Source organism: Paenibacillus sp. F024, assembly GCF_057814255.1.
The window spans coordinates 36321-59538 of sequence record NZ_JBVASZ010000017.1; the positions used below are offsets into that span (position 1 = coordinate 36321).

The following is a 23218-nucleotide window of genomic DNA, read 5'->3' on the forward strand; positions in this document are numbered from 1 at the left end:
TTTGAAATACAATGTGGTTCACCGCGGCGATGAAATATCGATCCAATTGATGCAATCGTTTCATGAACTGATTCAGCAGTACGGCCTCGTTCATGAAGAGACAGCTCCCGACATTGTTCTGTCCATCGGAGGAGACGGAACACTGCTGCAAGCCTTTCACCGCTACAAGGATCAGCTGGATCACATTTCCTTTGTCGGAATTCATACCGGACGGCTCGGATTCTTCGCCGATTGGAAGCCGGATGAAGTGGAGCTGCTTGCGCAGCTGATGGGTGAAAGCTGCAGGCAGAATGACCTCAGGGTAGTCAAATATCCGCTCGTTGAGATCCAAATTACGACGCCGCACGGTATTGAAACCCAACTGGCGCTCAATGAATTCACGCTGAAGGGCGTCGATGCCACGCTCGTCGCACAGCTGCACATCAATGATGAGCTGCTCGAGACGTTCCGCGGCGACGGCATCTGTATATCGACGCCTTCCGGAAGCACGGCATACAACAAAAGCTTGGGCGGCGCCATTGTTCATCCCTCACTGGACGCCATCCAAATTGCGGAGATCGCATCCATCAACAACCGTGTATATCGTACACTGGGTTCTCCGATTCTCCTCCCGAAGCATCACCATTGCGATATTTATCCGCGGGCGAATCAGAACATTTTGCTTTCTCTTGATCACGTGTACATGCAGCGCAACGACATCCTGTCGATTCGCAGCATGGTAGCGGCAGGCAAAAAAGTAAAGTTTGCCAGATTCCGCCCATTCCCGTTTTGGAGCCGCGTTCGCGAAGCGTTTATCGGTTATGAGATGATTTAAGCAGCCGGACCAGTCGGACTAAGAAAGCCCTGCACTCTTACACAAAGAGTACAGGGCTTTTGGGTCTGCGCCGCTCTATTCATTAGCGGCAGGCTGGATCTGATCGTTGAATGAAGAAAGATCCCGTTTGACGTCCGATACGATCATTTGGTAAACCAGATTCGTCATAAGCGGCGGCATCTTTTCCGCTCCCGAATCGAACATGATCGCGGAGTAACCATTGGATATCCGGTTTAACGCTCTCATCCAGGTGTCCTCGGTCTGATACATATCTATAGTAACCGGATTGAATTTCGGATAGGAGGCTTCCAATTGCCGCTGTGAAGCATCCAGTTCTTGTCTCACTTTTTCCCGAAGATTGACCGGGTACCCGAGATGATATTCGGAATGATGAAGGGTATAGCTGAACAAATTTACAAGCTGTCCGTTTACAGGTACGCCTGTCGTTTTTCGGGAAGTCAACAATCCTTCTTTGATGATTCTCCAGGTGAGGATGCCGGAAACATAAATGCATGGAATCCGCAGCTGCTTTGCCAGTCTTTGGGCATGGGCTCCGTCCGCCAATTCTCCCCGAAAATCAAGCAAATCACAAATAACGGCCATCCCGGGCTTGCCGGACAACGCCGCTAATTCAAGAGCCGCCTCCACCACGGATGTAGTCCCGAACAGACGATCTGGATGGCTAACCACAGGAAAAATATGTCCCGGCTTCTTAAAGCCGCGGGAAGTTCCAGTAGAAGCCAATTTCTTTATCGAAAAAGATCGCTCAAACGCGGAAATCCCCGTCGTTGTTTCATCCGCATCAATAGAAATCGTATAGTGACGATAGTTCGTGTCATGACCGAACCCGCTATGTTGCCTCTGTAATTCGGCCCGCAGCGCCATATCCGGAGTCATGGCTACCGAAACGATTCCTCCGGCGTGCTTAATCATTTGATTAATCACTTCCGGCTCGGCAAGCTCAGCCAGACAGACCATAGCTGCATGCTCCTTCTCCTTGCTGTCGTCAATGACAATCCACGGTAGTCCCGCTGCGAATTCAGCCGGTAATGTATTCATCATACCCTTCCACCTCACCATTTCGGCGCCCGTGAACGCTTTCAGTTTCTTGGTTCGTTTACTGCATTAAGCTCTTCTTCACTTAATGCCATCGAAGCATATACCTGATTGTCTAATTTTTTTGCCGCCTCCAGGTTATAGGTTTTCTTATATACCGGTTCTTGAGAGATTTCTGCTCCGTAAAACATAATATCGTGAAGTTCATCAGTGGATAGTTCAATAAGCGTTAAAGGAAACGGAACGCCCGGCATCTTTTTGGTTATGATCCTAGCCTTGTTTTGAAAGGATACGATCGATTTATTATAAAAAAAGGAGAAATTGACATTGCTGTTCGCTTCGATGTTGCTGACAATGTCCGATTTGGTGGAAACGGCTGCGCGAAGAACATGCGGTTTGCAGCCATGTATCCATGAAACGGCATTTTTTTGTATAGCTCCCGTTTCGTTATGGATCGTCGATAGAAACGCCATGCGCTCTTCAGCAAAGATCTGAGTGAAATCAAATTCTGTCGTTGTCATCGTGTCATCCCCTATCCAACTTTTTTAACTTGCATAATCGGGTATGTTTAGCTTGAACGACAGCCATACCGATCCGGCCATTACGCCTGCCAGAATGAGACATGCAAGTTTGAAGCTGTCGATTCGAATCAGATACGGGCCGAAGCTGGCGCCAAGAAATAAAATAAACGTATACAGCGTAACGGCGGAATTGCGAATTTCACCGCCCATGAGCCCGATGGCCTGTATAATTACGGGAATAATGACAGAAATGCCTGCAACAAAAAGGATCGTGGCAAGGACAAGAGCTGCCAGGTTCGATAAAAGCCCCTCCAAAAGGAGGCCCAGATCAGCCGCAATTAATCCCAAGATAAGACTCTTCTTCAATCCCAGCCGTTTGGCTAATCGTCCGGACAAAGGAGACAGCAGCATGCCGAAGATGCCTAACGAACGAACGGCCAGGATCTGGTCGTCTCTCAATCCATAATTTTGCGCTAAATACCCTCCTAACGAGGCGTACATGCCTACGAAACAAAAAAACAGTGAAAAAGCGATAAGATATCCTTTCAACAAGTTATGATCAAAAAGAGCCTGAACCATTTGCTTGACGATCAGCCGAAATCGCACATTCGTGGCAGGAGGAGAAGGCTTGGGAAGCACTCTCCAGGCCGCCAGGAAGCTTACAAAATAGATCATCGAAAAGAATATAAAAACATATCTCCAGCCCAATGTTTGTGTAATCCAAGAGCTAAAAACCTGTCCCATAATTCCCGACGTCAAAAATCCGGTGCTGATCCATGCGATGGCCGCAGCTCTTTTTTCTTGCGGAAAAATATCGAATACGAAGGACAGCGCAACCGGCGCAAAGGATCCGGCCGCAAATCCTTGCAGAGCTCGTAAGGCAATCAGGGCTTGAACGCTATCCGCAAAGCTGATGGCTAATGTGGCTAGCGATAATGAGCCTATTCCGTAAACCATGATCTTAAATCTTCCAACCCAGTCCGATAACGGTCCGAAAACAAGAAATCCTGCGGCATAGCAGATGGTGAACGAACTGGTTGTCCAGCTTGCCATCATCTTACTTGTATGAAAGAAGTGAGATAGCTCTTCGATGATGGGGATCATGGTATACACATTACAAACAATAATGAAGCCGCAAAAGGAAAGAACCATTGTGACCAAAGAAAAATTGATGGTTGATTCCTTAGCGTGAATCTCCTCTTTTTGGACTGCACCTGGCATTCATCCATTCCTCCGGAGCAAAAAACAAATTGACCTGAACACTAAAAACGAATCTTACGGATGTTCATTGAAAATGGAAGGCCCAGCCTCTAAACCTGCATCCTATAAGCATAATTTTCCCAGTAACTTGTTAAACATGAGGTCAAGCCGCCATGGCCGAATTTCAGTCTTCCTTGTTCAATCGGACGATAAGTGCAATCAAGAAAATGGATAATCCGTTTTCTTCGATCTGCGATATCCGTAGCTCCCTTATGATAAAACCAAGAATCTACCGCATTATATACGCCGCGATTCAAACCGTAGGTTTCTTGACAAAATTGAACAAAGTTCAAATCAGGCAAGTGAACTGCCTTCTGAGCATCTAATGTCAATTCCATGATTCAACCCTTCTCTTTAGCTCCTCCGGTCCATGAACAATCGGGATGTTAAACATGACTAAACTTTTTTTGATAACCCAGCATATTAGACAAGGATAAGCATTGTTCCTTTATGGCCGGAATCGCTTCGGAATTCTCCGAAACATCCAGCATATCGATTAATCCGACGACGGTTATAGCGGCTATGATTTCGCCGTTTTGGCCAAATACAGGACAGCTGATCGCGGAAATTCCCGGAATTAACGTTCCCTGTGTGACGGCATAACCTTTTCTCTTGATTTCTTCCAGCTTGCTGTAAAAATCCGCTTGCTCCGGTTCGCCGGTTTGCAGCTCCCGTTTAACCAACTCCAGCGTTCGTGACTTAGGCAAATAGGCGGCAAATAATTTGCCAGGCGCGCTTCTCGTTACACTGACTTGAGAACCGGCGCGAATCCCAAGATTAACCGCTCGGTTGCTCGCCTCCCACCGGAGAAAGAAAGGTCCGTTCTCCCCCCAGATCGCAAGCGCGACCGTCTCATTCAATCTTTCTCTAAGCGCTGACAAGTATGGTCCGGCGATTTCCTTAACATCCAATTTTTCAGAGGTTTTTAATCCTAACAATATCAACTCGGTTCCAAGGGAGTAGCGCAAATCATCCTGCTTTTCCAAGAACCCGCATCTGCAAAAGCTGGTGAGATACCGATGCAGCTTACTTTTGGACATTCCGCATAAATGAGCTATTTCTGTAATCGTGAGCGGCTTATCCTGGTCCGCAATTTTTTTTAAGATATCCAATCCCAATTCAAGGGATTGGATACCGTGTCCTTTAAGATCGTTTACCGTCATCTTGTTTAAACCTTCCCTCTAGCTTCATTTATCTGAATCATATCACTCTTGTGGAAATGATATCAACAAATAGAGGGAGGAGGATTCGATTTAAGCCTTCACTAAACTTGGATTAAAATGAGGAAGCACATGCTTCGCAAAGCGTTCCATCGCCTTCATGGTTTCTTCGTGAGACAGACCTCCGAAATCAAAGTACAGGATAACTTCTTCAAGACCCGCCGCTTCACATTTCTTCAGGCACTCCGTCACATATTCCGGATCCCCTACAATAATGCTCTTGTCGCTCAGGTCATCTACCTTCATATTCTTCAGCTTCTCTACAATATCCACAAAATAACGGATATGAGGAGGCGCCGTGGTCGGATCGGATGGGAAAGCAGGTACCAGACCCGTGAAGTATTTCAGCATACGCTGTTTTGTCTTCTCTGTCTCTTCCTTCGATTCGGTCACGTTGACGAAATACGAGCAGCGGGCTCCTTTGCCTTTAAATCCATGCTTTTCCGAGAGCTCCTTAAAGGATGAAACCGCTCCTTCCAGGCTTCCGAATACCATATTGGCCGCAAACGGCGCAAAGATCACATTTTCTCCCATCTCGGCCGCTTTTTCCAAAGAAGGACGGCTGAAGGCCGCTACGTAGATCGGCGGATGCGGATCCTGCACGGGTCTTGGCGTCAGCTCCACTTCAGGGAACGAGTAGAACTTCCCTTCGTAAGAAAACGCTTTCTCCGTCCACGCTTTTTTAATGATATCCAGGCCTTCAAAGAAGATATCCCGGCTTTGGTTGAAATCGGCGCCGAACACATCATATTCCCTCTTGTCGTATCCTCTTCCTGCAGAGAAGATCGCTCTTCCGTCGCTCAAAAGATCGAGCAAAGCATATTCTTCTGCCATACGGATCGGGTGACTCGCCGGCAAAAGCACCGTAGCAGGGGCCAAGCTGATTTTTTTTGTTCTGGCCGCGATGTTGGCCAAGAACATGGATGGCGAAGGCAGAACGCCCAGCACACTAAAGTGGTGCTCCGGAACCCAAACCGAATTAAATCCCAATTCCTCCGCATATACGCATTGCTCGGCCAAATCTTTAATCATCTGGTTCGCATCTTTCCTTGTGCTGCCATACTCCATCGGGTTGTCAGTCAGAGTAAAATAACCTAATTTCATGATTTGTACCTCCCGTTGTTCACCATTAGTGAATTTAATTTATTTATTGTTTACGATTTTATATTACCAACAGATCAATCATTTGTAAATACTGATATTCTTAAATTTCTTCATAATTTGATTATCCAGATTAAAAATAGCCGAAAAATACAACTATTCGTTGATTTTCGGCTATTATCTCTTATTATTTCGCCATAGCATCCATATTCTTCGTTTGTGGACTGGCATGCACTTCAAGCTCTGCCGGTCTATATATGTCGGCATATTTTTCTTGAACAAACCAAATGGCAAGCGCCGCAATGAGTCCGGGAGCCGCAAAGGCCATGAAATTTTGCATTAACGGCAAATCCATCGATAATAAGACGCCCCCCAACATCGGACCGACAATGGCTCCTAATCGGCCTATGCCTAATGCCCAACCGATACCGGTGGATCTCATATGGACCGGATAATATTGGGAAACATAAGCATTGGCAATAATTTGTGTCCCGATCGTAGCCGCACCGGCAATGGCCACAAGAACAAACAGCACAAACATATTTGCTTTAAAGCCAAGCAATGTCAGTGAGATCGCTGCCATCAAATAGAACACCATCAATACTTTTTTGGAACCCCAACGGTCGGCTGCCCACCCTCCGAAGATCGCGCCAAAAATGGCTCCGAAATTGAGTATGAATAAAAACATGAGACTTGAACCCAAAGGATAATCCGCTTTATCCATGAGCTTTGGCAGCCAAGTATTCAATCCATAGATCATCAGCAGGCACATGAAGAAGGATATCCAGAACATGATCGTGCTTAAGCTGCGACGATTCTCAAACAACGTGATAACGGGCATTCCCGTTTTTTTCGGGATGACGATTTCATACTTATCGTCCTTCTGCGGGGTAAACTCCGGATTAATTTTCGATAGGATTTGTCCAAGCTTTTCCGTCTGATTTTTGGCTATTAAAAAGCTGGGCGAATCGGGCAGCGTCTTATACATCAACGGCAGGGCCAATAATGGGAGAGCTCCGACAAAGAACACGGACTCCCAGCCGAAGCGGGAAATTAACAATATACCGAGACCTGCAGAAAGCATCCCTCCGACGGAATACCCGCTAAACATAATCGAAACGAGGGTGCTTTTCAGCTTTTTGGGTGAATATTCCGTCATGAGTGCAACCGTATTGGGCATAACCCCGCCCAGACCTAAACCGGCAATAAATCGATAGATCCCAAATTCTGCAGGCGTCTTAGCCCATCCGATAATTCCTGTAAATATGCTAAATAGCGCAATGCAGAACATGATCACATTTTTACGTCCGATCTTATCTGCCAAAGGACCAAAAAATAAAGCCCCCAATAGCATTCCAAACAAAGCATAGCTTCCCAGTGTGCCTGCTTGAATCGGTGTTAACTGCCATTCCCTCATAAGTACTGGGACAACGGAACCGTATACGACGAGGTCATACCCGTCAAAAACAATAATAAAGCCGCACCAAAACAAAACAAGAGCATGAAAGCGGTTAAATTTTGATTCATCAATCATCCGATTGATATCAATGGAACGCAATGGATTCTCCCCCTTGTTAGCTAGATGAACTTCAATGCCTAACGGATGCTTCTATGCCCTTATCCAAATGAAGCAGTACATAATGATCCGCACAGTGACGGATACGAGGCTGCTTCATCACCGAAGGGACAGAAATGAATCTCCCAAAAGAAGGTAAGCGCTTTCTTTGTACCGCTTTTTAAAATAACCTAATTGCATCATTTCACCTCCCGCTTGTTCACTATTAGTAAATCCTGTTTAATATTATTCATTCCAACACTGTTAATATACATAAAAAGATTTTTTTTGTAAATGCTTTCTTTTTCAATGCCTACACATTTTTTTTGCGATGAAATTAACTTTACAACAAGGAAGCACATTTGATATATTTTCTTTGTACGCAATTAATAAATATCATTCACAATTAGTGAATGAGAAAGAGGTGGATCATGCGTTTAGTCCATTATCGTTTTCATGGAGAAAGCCGACTCGGATGTATGGAAGACGGCAAGGTCATTGATTTAAATACCGCATATGAACTCATGCTTCAAGCCAACGGTACGATTCGATCCAAGCAAATTGCCGAGGCATTTATTCCATCCAATATGGTTGAATTTCTTCAAGGAGGAAATGAAAGCCTTTCCTTGGCGAAAAAAGCGGTTCGATTTGTTCTCGCATCCCCTCGTCCTTTCGAACAAAAAGTCATACATGAATACACGGATGTAAAAATCGAGGCTCCTGTTTTGAATGCAGGAAAAATTATTTGTGTTGGTCACAACTATCGCGAGCATATTTTAGAAATGGGCCGCGAGCTTCCCCCGTTCCCTGTTGTCTTTGCCAAATTCAGCAACACCATTATCGGTCCTCAAGACGATATTCCGTTCTTTCCGGTCTCCGAACAGTTGGATTATGAAGCTGAATTTGCCTTTGTGATCGGCAAACGTGCGAGAAATGTCTCCCAAGCGGAAGCTTTAGATTATGTCGCCGGCTATACCGTGGCCAACGATGTCACCTATCGGGATATTCAAAGAAGAACGCTTCAATGGCTGCAGGGTAAAACCGTCGAAGGGAGTCTGCCGCTGGGTCCATGGCTGATCACAGCCGATGAATTGGGCGATCCCGCGGGACTTGAGGTGGTATTAACCGTCAATGGAGAAGAGCGCCAGCGTTCGAACACCGCTAACCTGGTATTTACCGTCCCCTATTTGGTGGAGTTTTTGTCAAACCTCATGACGCTTGAACCCGGCGATATCATCCTTACCGGTACTCCGGGGGGTGTAGGCGTTGCGCGCGAGCCTCAAGTCTTCCTCCAAGACGGTGATGTGGTGCGCGTGGAAATCGATCGCATCGGAGCTCTCGAAAACCGTGTAAAAAAGGTACAGGAGGGATAATCCATGAGTAAAATGGAGGATCAAATTCATTCGATCACCCAATCCATCGATCAAATCGTTGAAATATCTAATGACCTTGACGAAGAAGTCCTGCGCTTTAAGCCTTCCGAAGACGCTTGGTCGATCATGGAGGTTCTCTGTCACGTGGAAGAAGCGACTCCTTATTGGCTGAATGAGCTGACGCAAGTCATGGCATCCCCCGGAATCGAATGGGGACGAGGCTTGCAGCATGAAGGAAGACTCAACGCCGTCGCTCAAGCCGATCAATGTACAAGGGACGGAGTATTGGAGGGCATTGCCGCTTCAAAGCAAAAGGTAAGGGATGTGCTCGGTCCGCTGACAGCTGAAGATCTGGCTGTCGAAGCCCCAAGCCGGAACCCGAGATTCGGAACGAAGCCGATGTCCTTCATCGTAGATCACCTGCTGGTCGAACACTTACAGAAGCATGTACATCAAATCCAACGAAATCTGCGGCAATACGAAGACACACATCGAAAGTGAGGGTCAAAGTATGGCAGAAAAAAATGAGTTTTTTCAAAGCGAGACCGTACAAAACTTTAACAAAGAAATTGAGAAATATCACCTTGGGCCGCTATGGAATGCGATTCCCGATTTAATGCATAAGCAGCCTGCGCCTCATGCGGAAGCCTACCTGTGGAAATGGGAAACGCTCCACAAGAAATTGATGGAAGCCAAAGATATTTTTACGCCGGACCGCGGCGGCGAACGGCGGGCGATTTATTTGCAAAATCCCGGACTGACCAACCGCCGGCCATGGGGATGGGCTTCCACGACACAAACGCTTTATGCGGCTGTTCAGCTTATTCTCCCCGGGGAGACGGCTCCTTCGCATCGGCATACGCAAAGCGCGCTCCGATTCATCATCGAAGGCGAAGGCGCTTATTCCATCGTACAGGGCGAACGGATTTTCATGGAGGAAGGAGACTTCCTGACCACACCTCAAACGTTATGGCACGGACACTCCCATCCTGGCGACAAGCCGATGATCTGGATGGATTGTCTGGATATCCCGACGATCTATGCCCTCGGCGGCACCTTTTTCGAGCCTTATCCGGAGAAAATCGAACAACCGTCCGTTCCGGATAACTACAGCGCCTCACGGTATGCAGGCGGAATGGTCCGCCCGATTTCCGATCGCAGCTCCAAAATCGCGCCTTTGGGATCGTTCAAATGGCCGCAAACCTTTGCCGCATTAAACGGACTGAGCAAGTTCGAGCCTGACCACTATGACGGGTATGCCATTGAATTTATCAATCCATCCAATGGTTTAACGGCAAACCCGACGATAGCCGCTTGGATGCAAATGCTTCCCGGGGGGTTCCGGTCCAAGGCCCATCGCCATACCCACTCAACCATCTATCAGGTATTTAAAGGATCCGGCTATACCGTAATCAACGGCGAACAGTTCCATTGGTCCAAAGGCGATTTCTTCGTCGTACCGAATTGGGCTTGGCATGAGCATGCAGTTACCTCTTCCGAGGACGCATACTTATTCTCCTGCAGCGACCTTCCGATTATGGAAAAGTTTAATCTTGAAAGAGAAGAAGCATACGGGGAGAACCAGGGGCATCAGGAAATCGTTAAAGCGTTTGTTCCTTTGCTGCCTTAGTGCGTAACTTTATTGATTAGAGGCTCATGCCCGGTGTAAAATCCTCTCCTCCGCCGTTTACTCCAACCCAAAAAGCCGATCAGCGTTCACCGCTCATCGGCTTTTATCCTCTACTCCTTCTCTTCCCACACAAATACGGCACCACTGGTAGGAAGCACCCACTCATTCAATTCAATCCGGATCATATCGTTGGGCAAATTCGTAATCACTTCATCGTGATCGAAGAAAGGAATGGCAGTCACCTTCACATTCTTCAGCTGATTGGAGTATAGAATGTCCACTCCGTAGGTAGGCTCCGATAAAATCACGCTGAACTGCTTTTTCCAAACCAGCTGCGGCATACGGAAGCCCAGCTTGACTTTGTTGTACTCGTCAGCTTGACCAGTCGCTCAGCCACACCCTGCCGTGCATAAGCCCCGTTGAGTGCAGTGGGAATCTTCATCTCGTAATAGAATGGCCGAAGAATGATTCGTTCTGACAATGCTTGCAAGGAGACAAGCTGTTCATGATTTTCCTCAATCGGTATACTTTGCCACCCGTTGATCCCCAGGCTTACAGGTATCGGAGAAAGGTCCCTCATGAATGCAACCTCCTTAACGCGTTATTTTTTAGTACCCAGCTTGCCGCCGCCTTTGCCCTGCAGCGCCAGCAGGTTGGTATCGTAAGAGAAGGTGAGCTGCGCACGTTCCCGACTCCGCTTGAGCGCAAGCTGGATCAGATCGTCGGTCAGCTGCTTGAAATCCTTGCCTTTAGGCTGCCATAGGTAGAAGGAAAGCGAGCCCGGAATGGTGTTGATTTCATTAATATATACGTTGTCCGTGTTTTGATCGATCAAAAAGTCAATCCGCGACACCCCGCCGCACCCAAGCTCCAGGAAGGTTTGCTTGGCCAGCTCCTGCACCTGCCGCGTGGTCTCCTCCCCGATGTTCGCCGGGATGATCCGGCTCGTTCCGCTCATGCCTTTGGAGGCCTGATTCATATATTTATCCTGATAGCTCAGGATTTCGTCCGATTTCAGCACTTCTTCACACTCGGAGGCCTCCACATGCTCATAATCTCCGATGACCGAACAGTTCACTTCCTTTAGGTTGGTGACCATTTTCTCCACTATAATTCTTGGCGAATAGGACGCCGCGGACTCGATCGCTTCGATCAGCTCTTCTCTGCCGTCGGCTTTCTGTATGCCCACACTGGACCCGAGGTTGGCCGGTTTGACGATCACGGGATATCCCAGCTTTTGCTCTACCAGCTCCACGCATTCCTGCTGGGCGTCAAACCAACGCTTGCTGTAAAACCACACGAAATCGATGACCGGCAGACCGGCTCCGCGGACAATCGTTTTCATCACGATTTTGTCCATACCCACTGCGGAGGAGAGCACATCGCAGCCTACGTAAGGGATTTTGTTCAAATCTAGCCAGCCCTGCAAGGAACCGTCCTCTCCATAGGTCCCGTGCGTCACCGGAAAGGCGACATGGATTTCTTCGATGATTTTTTTGCGGAACAGTCCGGAGGCGGCATTGAGAAGAAGGTGCTTTCCTTCCTGGTTCGTATGCAAAATGACCTGCTCGCTTCTTTTCAACAGCTCCGGAAGCTGCTTGTAATTCTCAATATCGGTTAATCCTTCGCCGGTATACCAGCTTCCTTGCTTATCGATGTAGATCGGTACGGGCTCATACTTATCCTGGTCCAATGCATGAAGCGCCTGCAGAGCGGAAATAATGGACACCTCATGCTCTACCGACATGCCTCCGAACAAAACTCCTACTTTTATTTTCATGGTGAGTCCCCCATCATTCATTATAATTATCGGGCAGATCATTCTCGAGCAGCACGATGCTGCCCTCTTCCGCTGCAAGATGCATTTGCCGGAGCGCATCCTGAAGATCCTTGGCGATATACAGCCGATCTTCCGGGTAGCCCGCTTCGCGTAAGCCGTCCTGAATCGGCTTCGTTTGCTTCTGTCCGACCAGCACAATATAATCGCAGGCTCCCGCCGCATGAATACCGAACCTGCGGTTCAGCTCATATTCCTGCTCACCGAGCTCGATCATCCCCGGCGTAATCAGAATTCGTTTGCCCGGCATTTGGGCCAGTACATCCAGAGCCGCCTTTGAGCCGACCGGGTTCGAATTGAAGCTGTCGTCGAGTATCGTGATTTTATCGGATAATTTCTTAAGCTCCAGCCTGTGTTTTACCGGCTTAATGCGCTTTACGAGCAGCGCCAGCTTTTCCGGGGGAACGCCGAGTTCCAAACTAACGGCAATGCTCAGAAGGAGGTTATAAATATTATGCTCGCCAAGCAGACTCGTCTCGAAGGAGAGAGTCGAGCCGTCCTTCCTTATGAGGTCAAATGCTGCGCCTTTGCTGCTATATTGAATATTCTGGGCACGATAATCGACATCCTGCCGGTGTATTCCGATACTTACCGTTCTCGCCACGATGTTTCCGCGATACGAAGCGATATTCTCGTCGTCCATATTCAAAAACAAGATGCCGTCCGGCGGCAGGCTTTCGCCAAGCTCGAATTTGGTCCGCTGGACGTTCTCCAGTGTCTTGAATGTTTCCAGATGCTGAGGCCCAACGGCAGTCAAAATGCCGATCTTGGGGCTGACCAGCTCGCACAGCTCACGGATATCTCCGGTTTGCTTCGCCCCCATCTCGGTAATAAGGAACCGGTGGGTAGGACGCAGCATCGACCGTACCGTCTTGGTTACGCCCATCGGCGTATTGTAGCTTTCCGGCGTCACCAGCACCTCGTGCACTTGGCTGAGCAGGGTATTCAGAAAATGCTTCACGCTTGTTTTCCCGTACGAGCCGGTAATCCCGATCACTGTCAGCTGCTTCATCTGCCGGACAATCCGTTCGGCGTCATTCAAATAGTAGCGGTTGATCCGGTTCTCGATAGGCAGGTTGATCGTATTGGCCGCCAGAACCACCATGTCGGACAGCAGCGCAACGGCGAACAATAAAATGAACGGTCCGAAGCGGTCGCCAGCGGCTGCAAGCGTCAGGGAAACCGCCAAGGCTGCCACAACCAGAACGCCGATCGTCACGAGCAGCCGCTTCACCCTAGCCGTGTAGACGAGCTTCTTTTTCTCCTGCTTCTTGGGCCGCAGCCATACCAAAATCGCATAAAAGAGCGTCCAAAGGATTAGACCAAGCATCGGCGCTTGAAACAGCAGCGCGGCAAAAGCCAATAACGGGATCCACTCTCTTAAGGATAGCCGGTCCTTCACATGACCTTTAAACCATCCCATAAACCGCTCATTGCGGTAAGAATTCAATTGAAGCATATGTACGCCGTTGAGAAGGCGCAGGACAGCATGCCCCAGCCAAAACAGCGAAGCTAACACAAGAACTAGCTCAAACATGACTGCCTCCCTTATCCTTTGCCAAAAAATGGTCTACGATGACGATAAACTCCCGGCCCTTTTCCAAATAACAAAAATGGCCGGAGTTCTTCAGCACAACCAGACCGGCATCCGGTATCATTTGTTCCATCAATTTACCATCCGAGACAGGGGTAGCCGTATCGTTCTCGCCCCAGATTAATAAGGTTGATGCTTTAATATGAGGAAGATGGTGCCGCAGATCCTCGTTGACGACTTTCGTCAGCGTTTGCTGCATCACTCCTGATGCATTCTTGTAATCGCTGGAGCCGAACTTGGCCCGCATCCGGTTCAATATACGCTCCGAAAATCGGTTTAAGCCCGGAAGCTTGAGCAAATTTTTGGCCGTTTTGAACGAATATACCTTCACATAATAATTCAGGCTGCGTTTTGGCTTGATTCCCGCGCTTCCGGTCAAAATCATCTTCTTCACAGGATTCGAAGCGGCATATTTAATTGAGACCCTACCGCCGAAGGAATGACCGATCAGAATCGGATTTGTAATCCCCAGCGACTCAATGAAGGAAGCCAGCAGATTCGTATATTCGGTAACCCCCCACGGTTCAGGTGGCGTGTCGCTTTCGCCAAACCCAGGGAAATCAATGGCATACACTTTAAAATGCGGCGATAAATGCTGCTGAATCGCATGAAAGGTTTGCAGGTTGGTGCCCCAGCCATGCAGCATCACCACCTCATGTCCTGTGCCGACAACGGAATAATGGATGTCAAGCCCATTTATGTTTACTTTAGTCAACTCCATCAACATCCTTATATCTCAATGTCTCAAATAAAATAATCATAACACTCCCGGACATTTGTTATCAAGCTTCGAATGGCATCTATACCGTTTAGAAATGCTTATATGGCAATCGTCTTTCCGTATATTGTATATGCACAGACAAGCTTGACTTATGTCAGACGTTCAAAACGAATCGGTTCCGAACCCCTTTACCTTTTACCCTGAGCTCGGCCGTTTGAAGCTGGTCTGCATAATAAAACCCAGAGGAAAGTTCCTCTGGATTCAAAGGTTTGCCGTAAGTCCTATTTTTGTTATTTATCCGCTTTGTAAATCTACATAATATCGAATCGCTGCGGCAGCCCCGCTAGCCGAATCGGCTCTTTTTCACAGGATTGTTTTCATTCTTATGAAAATTGCATGGAGTTCAACGCATCCGTCAACCGTTTCCACTGCGCCTCGGTCTTGACGGCATCATTAATGCGAATCGTTACGGTATAGATGATTCCGTTTTTCTCAAATACGTATTCGTTTAAGACATACGGGACATTCCGGCTTTTATAATGAGTGCTGAATTTTTTGACGGCCGTACCAAAAAGCGTCTCCTCGGAAACCGTATATTTATAGTTCGCATCGATTCCGGCATTTTTCTTGTGATCCTGCTCTATCCTGGCTGCGGCTTCAGCGAAATCGGATTGATCGTCGGCGTCGATCGTCAGACTGCCTCCCTCGAAACTAAACGAGTTAAAGCCATGATCCTGCTCGCTTTCATAGCCGTTGAACCATAGCTCCGGGATTTGAATAGAATATTTGTACTTTTCGCTTACAAATGTTGCGGCCTTGTTCGGATCAAGCAGATCGTTCATATCCTCAATCACCCCAAGAGAGCGGTTTATAGTGTCCTTGGAAAATTGAACGGATTCGAGCAATTCCGTCAGCAGCTCTTCCATCTCGGCGCTTTCGTTTTTCGGATATGAAGCCTGCAGCTCGTATTTATATTTATCTTTGATGATATAAACGACATGGGCCTGCTCCCATTTATCTCCCATTGTATAGGCATACACGTTTTCTATCGCAGCTGTTCCCCCTGCTGTCGTTTCCTTCGCTCCCCGAACCTCGCGATATCCCTCCGAGTAGCTTTCAACAAACCGGCGCTCCTGACGTGCTGACCATTGCTCAAGCGTATCGCCCGATGCCGCGGAAGTGATATTCACCGACAGGTTTTTTTTGCCGTCCTCACTCGAGAAGTGCAGTCCACTTCCCCATCCATGCTTGCTCCAATCCGAAGGGACGTCAAAGGCCAGGCCATATTCCGTAGTTATCGTATTTTGACCCTGATATGCCGAGATATCCTTCAGCGTAGTATCCGCAGCATCGAATGAAAGCACAAAGGTATCGAGAAGATCGGTATAGCTGTTTCGTTTCATGCCGTTTAGGTAATTATCCTCCTTTTCTACGACCAAAGTCAGGTAGAAGATTTTGTCTTCTTTCTGGTAGGCTCTGGCTTCATAATATTCGCCGTAATCCCCTTTGGATATGAGCTTGGCGTAGGCGTGAGGTTTTTCATTCATATACCGTTTCTCCAATATCGTATCTCCTGTATGCTGGGTCAGCTTGCGAAGCAGCCCCTGCGGAGACAGATCCTTGCTTTGCTTTTCATCAATGGAAATGTTGATCGCAAATTCCCCTTTGGCATCCCCAAAGACAACGTTGTTTCCGTTATCGGATTGACTAAACTTGATTAAGCCGGCCGGATATTTCAAAGACCAGCCAAAGTGACTGTCGCCGATCCAGGTTTTTCCTTGGTCCGCATCAATCGAAGCGCCCCCGGCATCCTGCACCAGCTTGGTCACTGCGGAAAGATCTTCCTCTAGTTTCACTTCGATATTCTTTGTTTGGCTGCCCGATAGAAGGGTCAAAACAATGCTTTGATCAGGCAAATATTTCTTTAACGCTTCATTATATTCCACTAAATTGCTGGTTTTGACGGAATTGATGGATTGAAGCACATCCCCCTGCTTCACCCCTGCTTGCGCCGCGGGTGAATCGGGATCGACGTAGGTCACTTCAAGACCGGCCGATGACGGCAGACCGACGACCGCCTCCCAGCTTTCGCCCAGTTCAAGCCCAAGATAAGGCCGCTTCACTTTCCCGTACTTGAAAAAATGATCGAGAACATACTGAACCGTATCTACCGGAATTGCAAAACCCAAGCTATCCACGCCGAACTCCACATACTTTAACGTATTGATTCCGATAACCTCGCCCTTCATATTTACCAGTGCTCCGCCGCTGTTGCCCGGATTGATCGCCGCATCGGTCTGGATCAGCTGGTATTTGGATTGGACCGAACGTTCCATTCCGCTGACGATGCCGGAGGTAACGGAGTTCCTGAGGGCAAAGGACAACGGTGTACCGATCGCCATGACCGATTCGCCGACCCGGATATTTTTCGGGTCGGCAAACTTTGCGGCGGTTAATCCGGAAGCAACGATTTTGACCAAAGCCAGATCGCTTTCCTCATCGTAATGCGTTGTTTTCCCCGGGTATGATTTGCCGTCGGAGGTAACCACGATGATATTGCTCATATCCTTTACGACATGCGCATTCGTTAATATGTATCCTTCGCTGCGTACAATGACTCCGGTTCCATGAGCCAGGTTATAACGGCTTTGCTCCCATGCCCTTTTGCTCTCGCTCGGTTTGCCGATGATCGCTACGACTGAGGATGTCGTTTGCTGTACGACAGCCGGAATCGAATCTTGACCCTGCGCCCCTGCCGGAGACGTACCGGAAACGAACAGTGCTCCAATCAGCAGAAATGCGGCGGATACCTTCAGTACCCTTCTCTTTAAATGCTTGACCTGCTTCATTATCCCCTTCCCCCCACCATTCATTTCCATGTCCACTAAAATCTATCACATCCTATAGATGCCAGCAATAAAAATTTAAGTTTTCAGATTCTGAAGGAACGCCAAAAAAGACCGTCCAATGTGACGGTCTTTCGTTCATATTTCTATTAGTTTTTAATAAACTCCTGTACCCACACGCCATTGACATAAGCCACTCCAATTTTGTTGAAGTTGGGGCTCAGAATGTTTTGACGGTGTCCTTGGCTGTTCATCCATGCGTTCATGACTTCTTGTGGAGTTCTTTGTCCCTTGGCTATATTCTCGCCTGCATAAGAAAACCGAATACCGTAGGATTGCATCATATCGAATGGAGACCCGTAGGTCGGAGAAGTGTGGTCAAAATAACCTTTCTCATACATATCCTTCGCTTTGTCCAAAGCTACCTTGGTCAATGCGCTGTCACTGGCAAGCGGCTGCAAACCGGCTTTGGCACGTTCTTGGTTCACCAGGCTTACCACTTGGCTGGCGTAAGAAGACTGTGTCGTGCTGCCTGTCCCCTGCTGCGAACCGTTGCCCGATCCTGTACCTGCTGCCTTACCAGGTATATTCAGTGCCATTCCGGGCCATATTATATTTGGGTTAGCCACTTGAGGATTCGCGGCAATAAGCGACTTCAGACTGACTCCGTATTTTTGCGAGATCGTCCACATCGTATCTTTACCGGATACCGTATACGACGGAGCAGCGGAAACCACGCCTGCGCCGATGATCGGGCCAAGTGCCAAAACGCCTGTCAAAACCAATTTTTTGAAACCTTTCACTGCATTCCTCTCCTTTGTGCGGCCTGCGAGGTTAGCTGTCGGATTCGGGTCAAAGAGCAATCACCCGGCCACTGCTGTGGCTTCACCCCAAGTTCATGGGTTCCCCCGTGCTTAGAATAAGCTTCGGCCTTTTATGATGTCGCGTTCCCAAGAAGGAACGGAAACCATTGTAACACGGATACCGTGTGTATTTCATGACACAAAGTTTACCAACGCCGTCTAAGCAAGCGATTCCTTGAGCTTCACTCCAGAGGGAAGCACAGCTTCCACATGGGTTCGCAGCATGGGCTGCTCCTGTAGTTCCGGGCTTAGAATGGCCACAATTCCCCGATCCTCACGGGAACGAATCAAACGCCCCATCCCTTGCCGTAGTCGCAAAAGCATATAAGGCAAATCCACCTCTTCAAAAGGAGAAGCCGACGCGCGTCGTTTGGCCATAAAGACCGGATCCTGAGGCGGAAAAGGCAGTGACCATATTATGACATTAGACAACGAAGGTCCCGGCACATCAAGCCCTTCCCACAAGCTGACGGCACAAAGAACACTCTGTTCATCATGCTGGAAGGAAGCGATAAGATGGCTGATTTCCTGATCGCCTTCAAACAAGAAGCGCATTGTGCCGATGAAATCCGGATACAGCGTGATCTCCTGTTTAAACCGCTGCAATTCCCCTTTCGTCGGGAACAGAAGCAAAGCTCTGCCTTCCGTCCGTTTAAGCAGCGAGACAGCAGCCTCCATCTTCTCTGCAAAGGTCCCGCCGGCGGCCCATGAGGGCGCGATCACTTCCATTTGGTGTTCGTAATCGTAAGGAGAAGCCACGGAAAAGGATAAATACTGCTCAATTCCGAGACTATCCGTCACATATCGGAAGGAGCCGTCGACGGATAAGGTAGCCGATGAAAATACGATCGGCATTTTGGTACTAAACACTTGCTCTCGAAGCACTTCCATGACCGTTCTTGGCATAATCACCAGTGTCAGCCCGCTCTCGCTTTCCGTCAGCCAGCATACGAAGGACTCCGGGCGCTGAAACAGACTCAATGCTTTCTGCATCATTTCCAGATGCTCCTCGACAATGCGGAGCTGATATTCATTTAATGTATGAAGACCGCTTTCAAACACGAGCTCTTCTTCTATTGCCGTAAGCAGCGCCCGGAACCGGTGAATCTCTTGAAGCAGCTGATCGTCGAGCAGCAGCTCCTTCCGGTCCGAACCGGGAATTTCCTTGCTTTTGCGCCCGAACAAATCAAACATCGTCTCGCTTTGCGCAATCGCCTCATCAATAAGCACAGCCAAAGATTCCCGAATTTCCCCTTGCAGCAGCCGGGTGATCAGCTCTTCAAACACGGCATGCTTTAATTTATAGGTTAGCGCCTTCTGCGCGGCGGATTCCAGTAAATGCCCTTCATCAAATACGACCGCACAGTGGTCCGGCAGCAGCGGCAGCTGCCCTTCCCGCTTCCTGCCCTCATACGTCCACACATGCTCCATGTAAAAATCGTGCGAGCAAATGATCAGATCGGCGGACCGGCGGTAATGCTCGCGGGAGAGCGTCTGCCCGCACCGGTGCCTTTTGTCGCATACGAAGCAATCCTGAAAAGCGTCCCAATTGATCTTGTTCCATTGATCGTCATTCAGATCCGGATATTGCTTCCGATCGCCGTAAGCATAAAATGATTGCAGCGTTTCATGAGAATGGACAAACCCGGGCAGCTCTTCATAGATTTGCTCGAAATGTTCCGCATCCTCATCCCTGAATCTCGCTTTATCCAGCTTGACCAGACAAAGATACTGGTCCGGGGACTTTCCCAATCTGGCGTCAACAGCCAAGTCCAGGTGCTGCGCCAGCTTGGCAATATCCCCTTCCGGCTTGACCAGCTGTTCTATTAATGATTCGTCCGCACAGGCAATCACAGCCGGCTTTCGCATATAACGGGCATAACAAATCGCATATAATAAGTAAACCAGTGTTTTTCCCGTCCCCACTCCCGCTTCTGCGAAAATGGTTTGCTTCTCGGCAAATGCCCGTTCCAATTGGAATGCCATATAAATCTGTTCATCGCGCACTTCAAAGCCGGATTCGGGCAGGATATCGTAAAACACATCAGAAATCCATTCCCCAGCCTGCTGGATGAAGGATTGGGAATGATCATAAGCAAAAGGGTAGCGCTCCACTATGATTTTTGCCTCCATAATAGTAATGATTCGATAAAATCCCAGCACTAGTGTTCCATATGCCAAACATTTATTATCACACGATCCTAACAGATATGCAACAAAAACAAAAGCAGTCCAAACCTTCCATAATAAAGGTTTGAACTGCCGGGATGAGCTCGGAATCTTCAAAGCTCAAATTCGGTCTTTCTTGTCATTGGGCCGCAAGCTTATTGTATTTTGCCATTTTGGTCAGCAGCACCGCCAGCCGCTCTTTCGTTAAAACTTCTTCCGGGTGAAGCTTGGACGTTTGCTTCGGATCAAGCCATTGAAACTGAATAAACAAACGAACGGCCCCATCCGTTATTCCTTCCATTTTAAATCCAACAAAAAGATCCCTTGACATGAACCCATGTCAAAGGATCGGATTGACGGAATTTTCACTTCGTAAATCTCCTTTGTTATTCACCTATAAGCGAGCAAACGCCGCGAACGATCAATGTGCCTGCAAAAACGATCATGGCTAAAGTACCGACGACATCAAGGATGGTATTTAAACCGGATAATACTGTAATACCTTCGACTGGAGCTTCAATAAGCGCATAACCGCCTATCAACCCGCCTGCATAGGTCAGAAATTTATCCATCTCTCCCACCTCCTAATGTTTTATAGAAACATCATATGAGAAGAAGATTTATATGGTTCTAGACCTGTGTATGCATTACAGCGGCAGGTTGTAAAAGCTCCGTGTATTTTCAAATAATATCATCCCTGCTTCTTGTTCCGGCACCCCTTTAAGCTGAGAGATTTGCCTGATGGATTCGCGAATCATGCGCGGATGGGTCGTTTGCCCTTCGAATGTACCTTCAAAAGGCCATGGACCGTCGGTTTCCACCATCAGCAGCTCAAGCGGGTATGCTTGAACGATCTCTTGGATTTTCGGCTTATATACCACATCTGGCGTCACCGAAACCCGGTAGCCATTCTTTATCATTCTTTCCATTGTCTGCGCGCTTCCCTTGAACCAATGAAAATGAGCTCTCCCTACTCCTTGCTTCTCAAGCAAATCGCATACCCTGTCCGCATCCTCATATACGGCATGCAGCACCACCGGCTTATTCAGCCGGGCGGCCAGCTGAACAAATCGTTCCAACAGAAGAAAGTAGGGCTCATCGTCAAATCGCTCGCCTCTTTCTTCAGCCTCTTTTCGCATATAATAAGGAAGTCCGACCTCGCCGATCGCCACCATTTCATCCTGATGCCGGTCAATCCATTCGAATAAACCTTTCTCTTCTTCGCCTGAATGCAGAACCTGCTCGGGATGGTAGCCGAATGCCGGAAAAACCGCATGGGGAAACAGACGCTTCAACCGGAGATTGCGCAGGCAGGATCCCGCATTCATCGAGACCGTTATAAGGCCTTGAATCCGATAGATATGACTAGATTCCAGCAGTCTCTCCTGTTCCGTCTCTTCATATAAATCCAAGTGAATATGCGCATCAATGATAGGATACATGGTTCAACCCACTTTCATCATCAATTGAAGCAAGCGGCAATTATAGGTTATTCTTGTCTGCAGGGAATTGAAGTCCGATTTGGCGTCTGGCCTCATCCATAATTTCCAAAGCAGTCACGGAATTGGCATAAGAATTTGTTGCCGATTCGACTTTCCCGGCTTTCAACAATTCAATAAATTCCTTGACCTCGTAATACATCGATTGGCTTTTTTGAGGCTTTGTTAGCTCTTCCACCCTGCCGTCTCTATAGCGGATTTCGACTTTTTCCGGCTGGTTGATTTTGTCGATAATCATGGTGCCATGCTCCCCTTGAATTTCGGACGGCAAATAAGAGCTTGAGATTTTGGAATGCATAATGACGGCATCCATCTCCTTGTACTTCAATAGAATACTTCCTTCTCCGTCCACCCCGGACTCAAGCATCATGGCGAAAGCCTTGACCTGCTCCGGCTTTCCGAACAACACCGCCATGGGATAGATGCAATAGACCCCTAAATCCATTAAAGATCCGTTGGAAAATACAGGATTAAAGGCATTCAATACGGTACCCTGTTTGTAGGCGTCGTAGCGTGAAGAATATTGACAATATCCCGCAAAATAACGGCGTATCGGTCCTATTTTATGCAAGTTCTCCCGGATGGCCTGAAAATTCGGCAGCATCGTGGATTTTAAGGCTTCCATAAGCAGTACGTTATTTTTTTGCGCCGCCGCGATCATGGCCTTCAATTCGTCGGAATTGGAAGCTATCGGCTTTTCACACAATACATGCTTGCCGTGATTCATTAAGAGGATCGCCTGCTGCGCATGAAATGAATTCGGACTGGCGATATAAACCGCATCGATCACATCGCTTTGCGCCATTTTTTCCAAGTCCGTAAATCGATGGGGAATGTCATGCTTGGCCGCAAATTCCTCTGCCTTCTCTTCCGTGCGGGAGTACACGGCCGTCAAGGCAAATTCCTCCATCTCCCGCGCCGCCTTGATCAGCTCCTCCGTAATCCAGTTGGTTCCGATAACAGCAAAACGTATCATATAAACTCCCTTTCCTATGTCGACTGTTCGTATTATGGCATCTTTAGATCGACGCCTTATAGGCTTCAGGCTAATCACACTTTCATTCTATATTTCTTTAAGAGCATAGTCCACTCCGCTTTAAAAGCATTCCAGCTTTACATTACTCCGGATTGCGGTTATACGAAGTCTATGATAAATTTG

The 23218-nt window shown here is 47.9% G+C and carries 23 protein-coding genes and 1 riboswitch; of the genes, 4 read left to right on the forward strand and 19 right to left on the reverse strand.

The features are described from left to right. The first annotated feature begins 1 nt into the window (after position 1). Entirely contained in the window at positions 2–814 is an 813-nt protein-coding gene (locus ACZYR9_RS17485; RefSeq protein WP_488979777.1) for an NAD kinase, read from the forward strand. A gap of 75 nt (positions 815–889) precedes the next feature. On the opposite strand, the gene ACZYR9_RS17490 is transcribed toward ACZYR9_RS17485, so the two are convergent. The 7 genes from ACZYR9_RS17490 to ACZYR9_RS17520 all read right to left on the reverse strand — a co-directional run bounded on the left by ACZYR9_RS17490 (position 890) and on the right by ACZYR9_RS17520 (position 7530). Further along, the gene (locus ACZYR9_RS17490; RefSeq protein WP_488979778.1) at positions 890–1876 is read right to left on the reverse strand and encodes a 3,4-dihydroxy-2-butanone-4-phosphate synthase; all 987 of its coding nucleotides are present in this window, start codon (positions 1874–1876) and stop codon (positions 890–892) included. A 38-nt stretch (positions 1877–1914) separates the two neighbouring features. Next, positions 1915–2391, reverse strand: a complete 477-nt coding sequence (locus tag ACZYR9_RS17495; protein ID WP_488979779.1) for a PNPOx family protein — start codon at positions 2389–2391, stop codon at positions 1915–1917. Between the two features lie 24 nt (positions 2392–2415). After that, the gene (locus ACZYR9_RS17500) at positions 2416–3612 is read right to left on the reverse strand and encodes an MFS transporter (RefSeq protein WP_488979780.1); all 1197 of its coding nucleotides are present in this window, start codon (positions 3610–3612) and stop codon (positions 2416–2418) included. A gap of 89 nt (positions 3613–3701) precedes the next feature. Then, positions 3702–3989 carry a hypothetical protein gene (locus ACZYR9_RS17505; protein WP_488979781.1) on the reverse strand — a complete coding sequence of 96 codons (288 nt, stop codon included), beginning with the start codon at positions 3987–3989 and terminating at the stop codon, positions 3702–3704. Between the two features lie 48 nt (positions 3990–4037). Continuing rightward, positions 4038–4814 (reverse strand): IclR family transcriptional regulator, encoded by a 777-nt coding sequence (locus ACZYR9_RS17510; protein WP_488979782.1) that lies wholly within the window; start codon positions 4812–4814, stop codon positions 4038–4040. Positions 4815–4904: 90 nt separating this feature from the next. Then, on the reverse strand, positions 4905–5975 hold the full coding sequence (locus tag ACZYR9_RS17515) for an LLM class flavin-dependent oxidoreductase (RefSeq protein ID WP_488979783.1): 1071 nt from the start codon (positions 5973–5975) through the stop codon (positions 4905–4907). A gap of 184 nt (positions 5976–6159) precedes the next feature. Next, a complete protein-coding gene (locus ACZYR9_RS17520; protein WP_488979784.1) occupies positions 6160–7530 on the reverse strand; it encodes an MFS transporter in 1371 nt (456 codons plus the stop codon). A gap of 428 nt (positions 7531–7958) precedes the next feature. Between ACZYR9_RS17520 and ACZYR9_RS17525 the strand changes: the two genes are divergently transcribed. From ACZYR9_RS17525 to ACZYR9_RS17535, 3 genes are read left to right on the forward strand one after another with little or no spacing between them, the layout of a single operon-like run. Continuing rightward, the gene (locus tag ACZYR9_RS17525) at positions 7959–8900 is read left to right on the forward strand and encodes a fumarylacetoacetate hydrolase family protein (RefSeq protein ID WP_488979785.1); all 942 of its coding nucleotides are present in this window, start codon (positions 7959–7961) and stop codon (positions 8898–8900) included. A 3-nt stretch (positions 8901–8903) separates the two neighbouring features. Then, the gene (locus ACZYR9_RS17530) at positions 8904–9401 is read left to right on the forward strand and encodes a DinB family protein (protein ID WP_488979786.1); all 498 of its coding nucleotides are present in this window, start codon (positions 8904–8906) and stop codon (positions 9399–9401) included. Positions 9402–9411: 10 nt separating this feature from the next. Then, positions 9412–10530 (forward strand): cupin domain-containing protein, encoded by a 1119-nt coding sequence (locus tag ACZYR9_RS17535; RefSeq protein WP_488979787.1) that lies wholly within the window; start codon positions 9412–9414, stop codon positions 10528–10530. Between the two features lie 110 nt (positions 10531–10640). On the opposite strand, the gene ACZYR9_RS17540 is transcribed toward ACZYR9_RS17535, so the two are convergent. From ACZYR9_RS17540 to ACZYR9_RS17595, 12 genes are all read right to left on the reverse strand, one after another. Beyond that, positions 10641–10871, reverse strand: coding sequence for a hypothetical protein (locus ACZYR9_RS17540; RefSeq protein WP_488979788.1), 231 nt, complete (start codon positions 10869–10871; stop codon positions 10641–10643). Further along, positions 10835–11110, reverse strand: coding sequence for a hypothetical protein (locus ACZYR9_RS17545; RefSeq protein ID WP_488979789.1), 276 nt, complete (start codon positions 11108–11110; stop codon positions 10835–10837). The genes ACZYR9_RS17540 and ACZYR9_RS17545 overlap by 37 nt, the downstream gene beginning before the upstream one ends. Positions 11111–11131: 21 nt before the next feature. Next, a complete protein-coding gene (locus ACZYR9_RS17550; protein ID WP_488979790.1) occupies positions 11132–12310 on the reverse strand; it encodes a D-alanine--D-alanine ligase family protein in 1179 nt (392 codons plus the stop codon). A 13-nt stretch (positions 12311–12323) separates the two neighbouring features. Next, the gene (locus tag ACZYR9_RS17555) at positions 12324–13904 is read right to left on the reverse strand and encodes a UDP-N-acetylmuramoyl-tripeptide--D-alanyl-D-alanine ligase (RefSeq protein WP_488979791.1); all 1581 of its coding nucleotides are present in this window, start codon (positions 13902–13904) and stop codon (positions 12324–12326) included. Then, positions 13897–14676 (reverse strand): alpha/beta fold hydrolase, encoded by a 780-nt coding sequence (locus ACZYR9_RS17560; protein WP_488979792.1) that lies wholly within the window; start codon positions 14674–14676, stop codon positions 13897–13899. The genes ACZYR9_RS17555 and ACZYR9_RS17560 overlap by 8 nt, the downstream gene beginning before the upstream one ends. Positions 14677–15065: 389 nt before the next feature. Beyond that, positions 15066–17531 carry a S1C family serine protease gene (locus tag ACZYR9_RS17565; protein WP_488979793.1) on the reverse strand — a complete coding sequence of 822 codons (2466 nt, stop codon included), beginning with the start codon at positions 17529–17531 and terminating at the stop codon, positions 15066–15068. 146 nt (positions 17532–17677) lie between these two features. Next, on the reverse strand, positions 17678–18331 hold the full coding sequence (locus ACZYR9_RS17570) for a CAP domain-containing protein (protein ID WP_488979794.1): 654 nt from the start codon (positions 18329–18331) through the stop codon (positions 17678–17680). Between the two features lie 5 nt (positions 18332–18336). Next, positions 18337–18470: riboswitch (cyclic di-AMP (ydaO/yuaA leader) on the reverse strand. An 80-nt stretch (positions 18471–18550) separates the two neighbouring features. Beyond that, positions 18551–20506 carry an ATP-dependent DNA helicase gene (locus tag ACZYR9_RS17575; RefSeq protein ID WP_488979795.1) on the reverse strand — a complete coding sequence of 652 codons (1956 nt, stop codon included), beginning with the start codon at positions 20504–20506 and terminating at the stop codon, positions 18551–18553. Between the two features lie 193 nt (positions 20507–20699). Then, positions 20700–20861 (reverse strand): hypothetical protein, encoded by a 162-nt coding sequence (locus tag ACZYR9_RS17580; protein ID WP_488979796.1) that lies wholly within the window; start codon positions 20859–20861, stop codon positions 20700–20702. A gap of 85 nt (positions 20862–20946) precedes the next feature. Then, a complete protein-coding gene (locus ACZYR9_RS17585) occupies positions 20947–21132 on the reverse strand; it encodes a hypothetical protein (protein WP_488979797.1) in 186 nt (61 codons plus the stop codon). A gap of 75 nt (positions 21133–21207) precedes the next feature. Then, positions 21208–22002, reverse strand: a complete 795-nt coding sequence (locus tag ACZYR9_RS17590; protein ID WP_488979798.1) for a TatD family hydrolase — start codon at positions 22000–22002, stop codon at positions 21208–21210. A gap of 40 nt (positions 22003–22042) precedes the next feature. Continuing rightward, a complete protein-coding gene (locus ACZYR9_RS17595; RefSeq protein ID WP_488979799.1) occupies positions 22043–23035 on the reverse strand; it encodes a Gfo/Idh/MocA family protein in 993 nt (330 codons plus the stop codon). Positions 23036–23218 lie beyond the last annotated feature (183 nt).